7 protein-coding genes and 1 pseudogene are annotated in these 6,047 nt (G+C 74.3%); 5 read left to right on the plus strand and 3 right to left on the minus strand.

Annotated elements, in window-relative coordinates:
• From ABZW32_RS38485 to ABZW32_RS38495, 3 genes are all read left to right on the plus strand, one after another.
• Positions 1-348: DUF3515 family protein (locus tag ABZW32_RS38485; RefSeq protein WP_356225392.1), on the plus strand; the 348-nt coding region annotated here is incomplete at its 5' end.
• A gap of 130 nt (positions 349-478) precedes the next feature.
• Positions 479-892 (plus strand): rodlin, encoded by a 414-nt coding sequence (locus ABZW32_RS38490; RefSeq protein WP_356225394.1) that lies wholly within the window; start codon positions 479-481, stop codon positions 890-892.
• A gap of 127 nt (positions 893-1,019) precedes the next feature.
• Entirely contained in the window at positions 1,020-1,805 is a 786-nt protein-coding gene (locus ABZW32_RS38495; RefSeq protein ID WP_356225396.1) for an aminotransferase class IV, read from the plus strand.
• A 146-nt stretch (positions 1,806-1,951) separates the two neighbouring features.
• On the opposite strand, the gene zapE is transcribed toward ABZW32_RS38495, so the two are convergent.
• Positions 1,952-3,004: a cell division protein ZapE gene (gene zapE, locus ABZW32_RS38500; RefSeq protein ID WP_356225398.1), complete on the minus strand. Its 1,053-nt coding sequence runs from the start codon at positions 3,002-3,004 to the stop codon at positions 1,952-1,954.
• Positions 3,005-3,182: 178 nt separating this feature from the next.
• Here zapE and ABZW32_RS38505 point away from each other — a divergent pair, with 178 nt between their 5' ends.
• Positions 3,183-3,830: a TetR-like C-terminal domain-containing protein gene (locus ABZW32_RS38505; RefSeq protein ID WP_356225400.1), complete on the plus strand. Its 648-nt coding sequence runs from the start codon at positions 3,183-3,185 to the stop codon at positions 3,828-3,830.
• On the plus strand, positions 3,830-4,672 hold the full coding sequence (locus tag ABZW32_RS38510; RefSeq protein ID WP_356225402.1) for an alpha/beta hydrolase: 843 nt from the start codon (positions 3,830-3,832) through the stop codon (positions 4,670-4,672). Before ABZW32_RS38505 ends, ABZW32_RS38510 begins: the two co-directional genes overlap by 1 nt.
• Positions 4,673-4,675: 3 nt before the next feature.
• Here ABZW32_RS38510 and ABZW32_RS38515 read toward each other — a convergent pair whose 3' ends face one another.
• Positions 4,676-5,638, minus strand: coding sequence for a polysaccharide deacetylase family protein (locus ABZW32_RS38515; RefSeq protein WP_356225404.1), 963 nt, complete (start codon positions 5,636-5,638; stop codon positions 4,676-4,678).
• A 245-nt stretch (positions 5,639-5,883) separates the two neighbouring features.
• Positions 5,884-6,047: pseudogene (locus tag ABZW32_RS38520) on the minus strand (2-oxoacid:ferredoxin oxidoreductase subunit beta); the annotation flags it as partial.

Genomic DNA, 6,047 nt, shown 5'->3' on the forward strand with positions numbered 1-6,047 from the left:
GTGGTCGCGGGCCTGCCGGGGACGCTGCTCGGGCAGGGGCGTGACGCGGTCGACGGCGTGGGGGCCGCCGGGTGGGGTGGTGGGGCCATCGTGCTGCGGTGCGGTGTGCGGCCCCTCGCCCCGACCGTGGACACCTGTGTGAACGTCAACGGTGTCGACTGGGTGCTCGACGACGAGCGGGCAGGGCGCAGCGGGGTGTGGGCGTTCACCACCTACGGGCGCGAGCCGGCCGTCGAGGTCGCGTTCGCCGGGGGCTCCCGGTTGGCGGGCGACGCCCTGATCGCGGTCAACAACGGGGTACGGGGCTTCCCGCAGAACTCCAAGTGCCTGGCGCTGAGCGACACGTGAGGGAGCGCCGGAGCGGGGCGGGGCGCGCGCATTCGGGTGACAGACCGCCACGGGCGGTGGCACGTCGGCGTTAGAAGGTCGACTTGCCCAACACGGGCCCGTTTCCGCTCTAGCGAAGGATTGCTTGAGAATGCTGAAGAAGATGATGGTCACCGCAGCAGCCACCGCCGCCGCGATCGGCGCGGGCGCTGCCGCTGCCGCGCCGGCCATGGCCATCGGCAACGACAACGGGATCAACACCGTCAACGGCAACGGCGCCTCCCAGGTCTACGGCAACCAGAAGACCGCCGGTGACATGAGCCCGCAGCTCAGCGCCGTCCAGGGCACCCTGAACAAGCCCTGCATCGGTCTGCCGGTCAAGGTCAACGCGCAGTCCCTGATCGCGATCCTGGCCAACGTCGGCGTCCAGGACGTCAACGTCCTCGCCAACCCGCAGAACCAGCAGTGCACCGAGAACTCCACCCAGGCCAAGGGCGACGAGCCGCTCTCGCACATCCTGGACAACATCCCGGTCCTCTCCGGCAACGTCTCCGCCAACAGCTGATCCGCCGGAAGGGCCGGTCGTGGGGGTCCGCACGAGCCCCCGCGGCCGGCCCTTCCGTGTGCCCGGGGTGCCCGTGGGCGCGTCGGGGGTGAGGGTCCGGACTGCGCGGCGATCTATGCTCCGGGGCATGACGACGGGGTCGGCGGGTGCCGGTGGAGGCGGAGAGCGGGTGCTCCTGTACGGGGCGGGCGGGCTCGTCGAGGGTGAGGAGGCGGCCGGGGCGTTGGCGGCGGCCGACTCCTGGCTCGTCGAGGAGGGCCGGGTACGGGAACTGCCCGCGCACTGGCGTCGGTTCGCGGCGGCCGTCGCCGAGGCGGGCGGGCCGGAGCCGGGGGGCTTCCCGGAGGCCGTCGCGGCGGCGCTGCCCCGGCGGGGATGCTGGTTCCCCCGGGTGGAACTGGTCGGCGGACGGTTGCAGGTGCGGGTGAGGCCGGCGCCCCCGCGGACGGACGCGGTGCGGTTGTGGGCCGGGGGCGAGGATCCCCGGCGGGCGCCGCGGCGCAAGGGGCCGGACCTGGGAGCCCTCGGGACCCTGCGGGCGGCGGCCGTCGCGGCGGGCGCCGATGACGCGCTGCTCGTCTCCGACGACGGGGTGGTGCTGGAGACCGCCACGGCGAGCCTGGTGTGGTGGGAGGGGGACGTCCTGTGCGTCGTCGATCCCGCTCTGCCGGTGCTCGCGGGGGTGACGGCCGCCTGGGTGGTGCGGCGCGCCGGGGAACTGGGCGTCGCGGTGCGGCGGCGCCGGGCGCGCCCGGAGGAGTTGGACGGGTGCGAGGTGTGGGTGACCAACGCGTTGCACGGGCTGCGGCCGGTCACCGGGTGGGTGGGGGCCGATGTGGCCGTCGGCCCCGCACCGCGGGTTCGGGAGTGGCGGGCCGCCTGGGCGGACGCCGCGGTGCCGCTGCCCCGGTAGCGGCAGAGGCAGGGGGCAAGGGCTGGGCGGGATCACGGCCACGTCGACGCCGGGGTGGCCGAGGCCGTTCCCGTGGCGGCCGTTGACCTGCGGTCCCGCGGGACGGGCGGGTGCCGGGGCCGCCGGTGGCGGCGTCCCGGCGCCGCTCAGTGCGCGTCGGAGTCGGCCGTGGCGGACAGCAGCGACAGGCGGCTCGCGGTCCGGTTGACGTCGAGCGGCAGGGACTCGCCCCGCAGCACCTCGTCGAGCGGTGCCTCTCCGACGAGGACGAGGCGTACGTCCCGGTCGCAGAGCACGTCGACGAGGTTCGCGAACCGCTGGGCCGCGTCGCGGTCCTCGCCGGCCAGGCGGGGCAGGCCGGAGAGCACCCAGACGGGGTGGCGGTCCGTCAGCGCGAGGTAGTCGCCGGTCGAGTTCGGCCGGTCGCACAGGTCGTGGAAGTCGAACCAGATCCGCTCGTCATCGACCGCCAGCGCCTGGACGGTGCGGCCGCCGGTCACTTCCACCTGCTGCCGGTCGCCGGGCCGCGGGAGGCGGAGGCCGTGTCCGGCGAGCTGCTCCTCGGTGCCGGGCCAGAGGTAGGCCCCGCGTTCGAACTCGGAGCGGGCGGTGCCCGACGCGTACTCGGCCCGGTAGTCCCGTCCCCCGCCGAGTTCGACGATGTCCATGGTCTCTTCGAGCATCTTGATCGTCGGCAGGAACATCTCGTGGAAGACGGGGTTGGGGAGCAGCCCGGCCGGAGGGTAGTTGGAGGTGGTGAGCAGGGTGATCCTCTGGTCGAGGATGGACCGCAGGACGCGGCCGATCAGCATCGCGTCGCCGGCGTCGTGGACGTGGAACTCGTCGAAGACGAGGAAGCGGCAGTCGCCGAGCAGCTCGGTGACGGCGAGGTCGGTGACCCGGCGGTCGCCCTGGTGGCGGTGGTAGGCGGCGTGGAACTCGCGGAAGAAGTCGTGGAAGTGCAGCCGGCGCTTGTTCCGCAGGGGTAAGGCCTCGTAGAGGGTGGTGGTCAGCCAGCTCTTGCCACGGCCGACCGAACCCCACAGGTACACCCCGCGCGCGGGCGCGGCGCCGCGGCCGAACAGTCCGCGTTTGCGGGTGACGTCCGCGGCGAGTTCACCGAGTCGGAAGGCGGCCTGTCGCTGGGCGTCGTCCAGGACGAAGCCGGACTGCCGGGCGGCGTTCTCGAACTCCCGCATCACTTGATGATCACCGGTTCCCCCCTGGTGTCGAATCCCTGATCGGCACGAGCGATCAAGAGATGATCATCTTTCCTGACGCGTGCCGCTCCCTCCAAGAGCGGTGGCTGGACAAACAGAACCTAGACCTCCTAGGTTTCTGCCTAGAAGGTCTAGGCAAGGATCGAGGGGGTGTCCCGTGGTACGTGCGGGGCTGAATGCCGCCGTCGTCGTGGAGGCGGCCGCCGCCATGGCGGACGAGGCCGGCATCGAGAAGGTGACGCTGTCCGCGCTGGCACGGCGCTTCGGGGTCAAGGACGCGAGCCTGTACTCGCACGTGCGCAACCTTCGCGACCTGCGGGTGCGGGTCGCGCTGCTGGCCTCAGAGGAGATGACCGGGCGGATCGCGGACGCCGTCGCGGGCCGCTCCGGCAAGGAGGCTCTCGTCGCCTTCGCCGACGCCTACCGGGCGTACGCCCTGGCGCACCCCGGCCGGTACGAGGCGACGCAGATGCGCCTGGCGCCGGAGGAGGTGGTGGACTCCGCCGCCCTGCGCCGCAGCGTCGAGCTGACCTACGGGATGCTGCGCGCCTACGGGCTCCGCGAGCCGGACCTGACCGACGCGGGCCGGCTGCTGCGCAGCGCCTTCCACGGCTTCGTCCACCTCGAACTCGGCGGCGGGTTCAACCACTCCCGCACGGTCGGGGAGTCCTGGGCGCGGTCGCTCGACGCGCTGCACGTGACGCTGGAGAACTGGCCGTCCCGCGACGACGCGGAAGACCGCGCTGAAGACCGCACGGAAGACGGCACGGAAGACGGCATGGATGCCGATGGGGAGGACCGCTGATGGAGACGCCCACCGCCCGCACCCTCGAGGTGCCCGGCGCGACCCTGTACTACGAGACGCGGGGCAGCGGCCCCGTACTGCTGCTGATCCCCGGGGGCGGAGCCGACGCCGCCGTGTACGCGGCGATCGCCCCCGCGCTCGCCGGCGCCGGGTACACCGTCGTCGCCCAGGACCCGCGCGGCCAGTCCCGCAGCACCCTCGACGGGCCCCCGTGCGAACAGCGGCCCGCCGACTGGGCCGACGACGCGCGCCGCCTGCTCGACGTGGTCTCCCCGCACGGGCCCGCGTACGTACTGGGCTGCAGCGCGGGCGCGATCGCCGCGCTCGACCTGCTGGCCCGCCACCCGGAGCGGGTACGCCGCGTGGTGGCGCACGAGCCGCCGCTGGTGGAGGTGCTGGAGGACCCCGCACCGTACCGGGCCCTGTTCGCCGAGGTCCGGGCGCTGTTCCTGGAGGAGGGCGCCGGACCCGCGATGAAGCGCTTCGGGGAGGGCCTCGGGGAGGCCCTGCCGGAGCGGGAGCCGGACGAACCGGCCCCCGAGGTACGGGAGATGATGCCGCGCGCGTACGCCAACACGCCGTTCTTCCTGGAGCACGTCCTGGGCCCCTTCACGGGCAGCGCGCCGGACCTGCCGGCCCTGCGGGAGGCCTCCGCACGGCTGGTCACGGCCGCCGGACGGGACTCGCGCCCGCAGCCGGCGCTGTACGGGCCGGCCCGTCGGCTGGCAGAGCTGACGGGGGCCGCCTTCGCCGAGTTCCCCGGCGGGCACCTGGGCTGCACGGAGCGGCCGCGGGAGTTCGCGGAGCGGCTGCTGGAGGTCCTGGGGAACGGGGACCGCTGAGGGCTACGGGGTGGCGCGGACCGGGAAGGTGAAGGCGTAGCCCCGCGCGGTGAGCCAGGGCAGGTACTGCTTGAGCGCCGCGACCGTCTCGCTGCGGTCGCCGCCGCCGTCGTGGAACAGGACGGTCGGCTGCTGCGGCAGCTTGCCCTCCACGGCGGACACGATCGCCGGCAGGCCCGGACGGCTCCAGTCCCTGGGGTCCACGCTCCAGCCCAGGGGCTGCATCCCGCTCTGGGTGGCCACCGCGCGGCTGTCGGGGGTGAAGGCACCGCCCGGCGCGCGGTAGTAGTCGACGGCGACGCCCGGCACGGCCTTCTGGATCATGGCCTTGCCGTCGAGTATCTGCTGACGCTGGTACGCGACGGGCTTGTGGTCCATGGTCTCGTCGTGGTCCGCGGTGTGGTCGCACAGCCGGTGCCCGTCGGCGGCGACCGCGCGCACCAGCTCCGGGTACTTCTTGGCGTTGGTCCCGATCATGCAGAAGGTGGCCTTGACGTGGTTCTGCCGCAGCACCTGGAGGACCTGGGGCGTCCAGCGGGGGTCGGGTCCGTCGTCGATGGTGATGGCGACGGCGTGCCCCGGGCCCTGGGCCAGCCGGGTGATCGCCAACGGGGTCCCGGCGGCGCCGTGCGCGGCGCTCCGGGCACCCTGGGGGGCGGTGCGGGCCGCGCCCTGCTCGCCCCGGGCGGCGGCGGGGGCGGATCCGTGGGCGGCGTCGTGCGCGCCCTGGGGGGCGGTACGGGCCGTGCCCTCGGGAGCCGTACGGGCCGCGCCGTCGGGGGCGGTGCGGGCCGTGCCCTCGGGGGCGGTGCGGGCCGTGCCGTGGGCGCCCTGCGCCGGGGTGCCGGCCGGGCCGTCCGTGGCGGCGAGGGCCGGTGCGGCGGCTGCCGCCAGGAGGCCGAGGACGGCCGCCGTGACGGCGGATCCCGCACGCCGACGACGTACGGAACTGGTGGTGATGCCCATGGACGCGCTCTTCCTTTGCGCTCGGCCCCCGGATCTCGTACTGCCGATCCAGGCTAGGTCAGGCGCCTTCGGGGCCGCCTCCCCCGACCGGCTCCGGAGGCGGGTCCGGGGCCGGTGGAGCGTCCGGATCCGTTGCGGCGGTCGGCCCGTGGCCGCCGGGGTGTGATTGGTCACGCCGGCCGGCGGGGCCGGTCCCCGGTCACCGAGGGTGTCCGGGCCCGCACTCCCGCGCACCCTCGACCGGCTCAGTGCGACGAGGTCACCGTCCAGGAATCGGTGCCGGTGAGGAGCGCCCCGAGGTCCGCCTTCCCGTACTGCTCCACCGCCGCTTCGAGCTGGTCGGCCATGAGGGTGTCGTAGACGGGGCGGGTGGTGTCGCGGAAGACGCCGATGGGGGTGTGGTGGAGGG

Origin of the sequence: Streptomyces sp. NPDC004667 (assembly GCF_040609475.1) — a bacterium.
Taxonomy (GTDB): domain Bacteria; phylum Actinomycetota; class Actinomycetes; order Streptomycetales; family Streptomycetaceae; genus Streptomyces.

What these genes read in the sequence shown, in the direction of transcription:
- ABZW32_RS38490 (WP_356225394.1), top strand. Translation starts at nt 479, where the DNA reads ATGCTGAAGAAGATGATGGTCACCGCAGCAGCCACCGCCGCCGCGATC.
- ABZW32_RS38495 (WP_356225396.1), top strand. Translation starts at nt 1,020, where the DNA reads ATGACGACGGGGTCGGCGGGTGCCGGTGGAGGCGGAGAGCGGGTGCTC.
- zapE (WP_356225398.1), bottom strand. Translation starts at nt 3,004, where the DNA reads ATGCGGGAGTTCGAGAACGCCGCCCGGCAGTCCGGCTTCGTCCTGGAC.
- ABZW32_RS38510 (WP_356225402.1), top strand. Translation starts at nt 3,830, where the DNA reads ATGGAGACGCCCACCGCCCGCACCCTCGAGGTGCCCGGCGCGACCCTG.
- ABZW32_RS38515 (WP_356225404.1), bottom strand. Translation starts at nt 5,638, where the DNA reads ATGGGCATCACCACCAGTTCCGTACGTCGTCGGCGTGCGGGATCCGCC.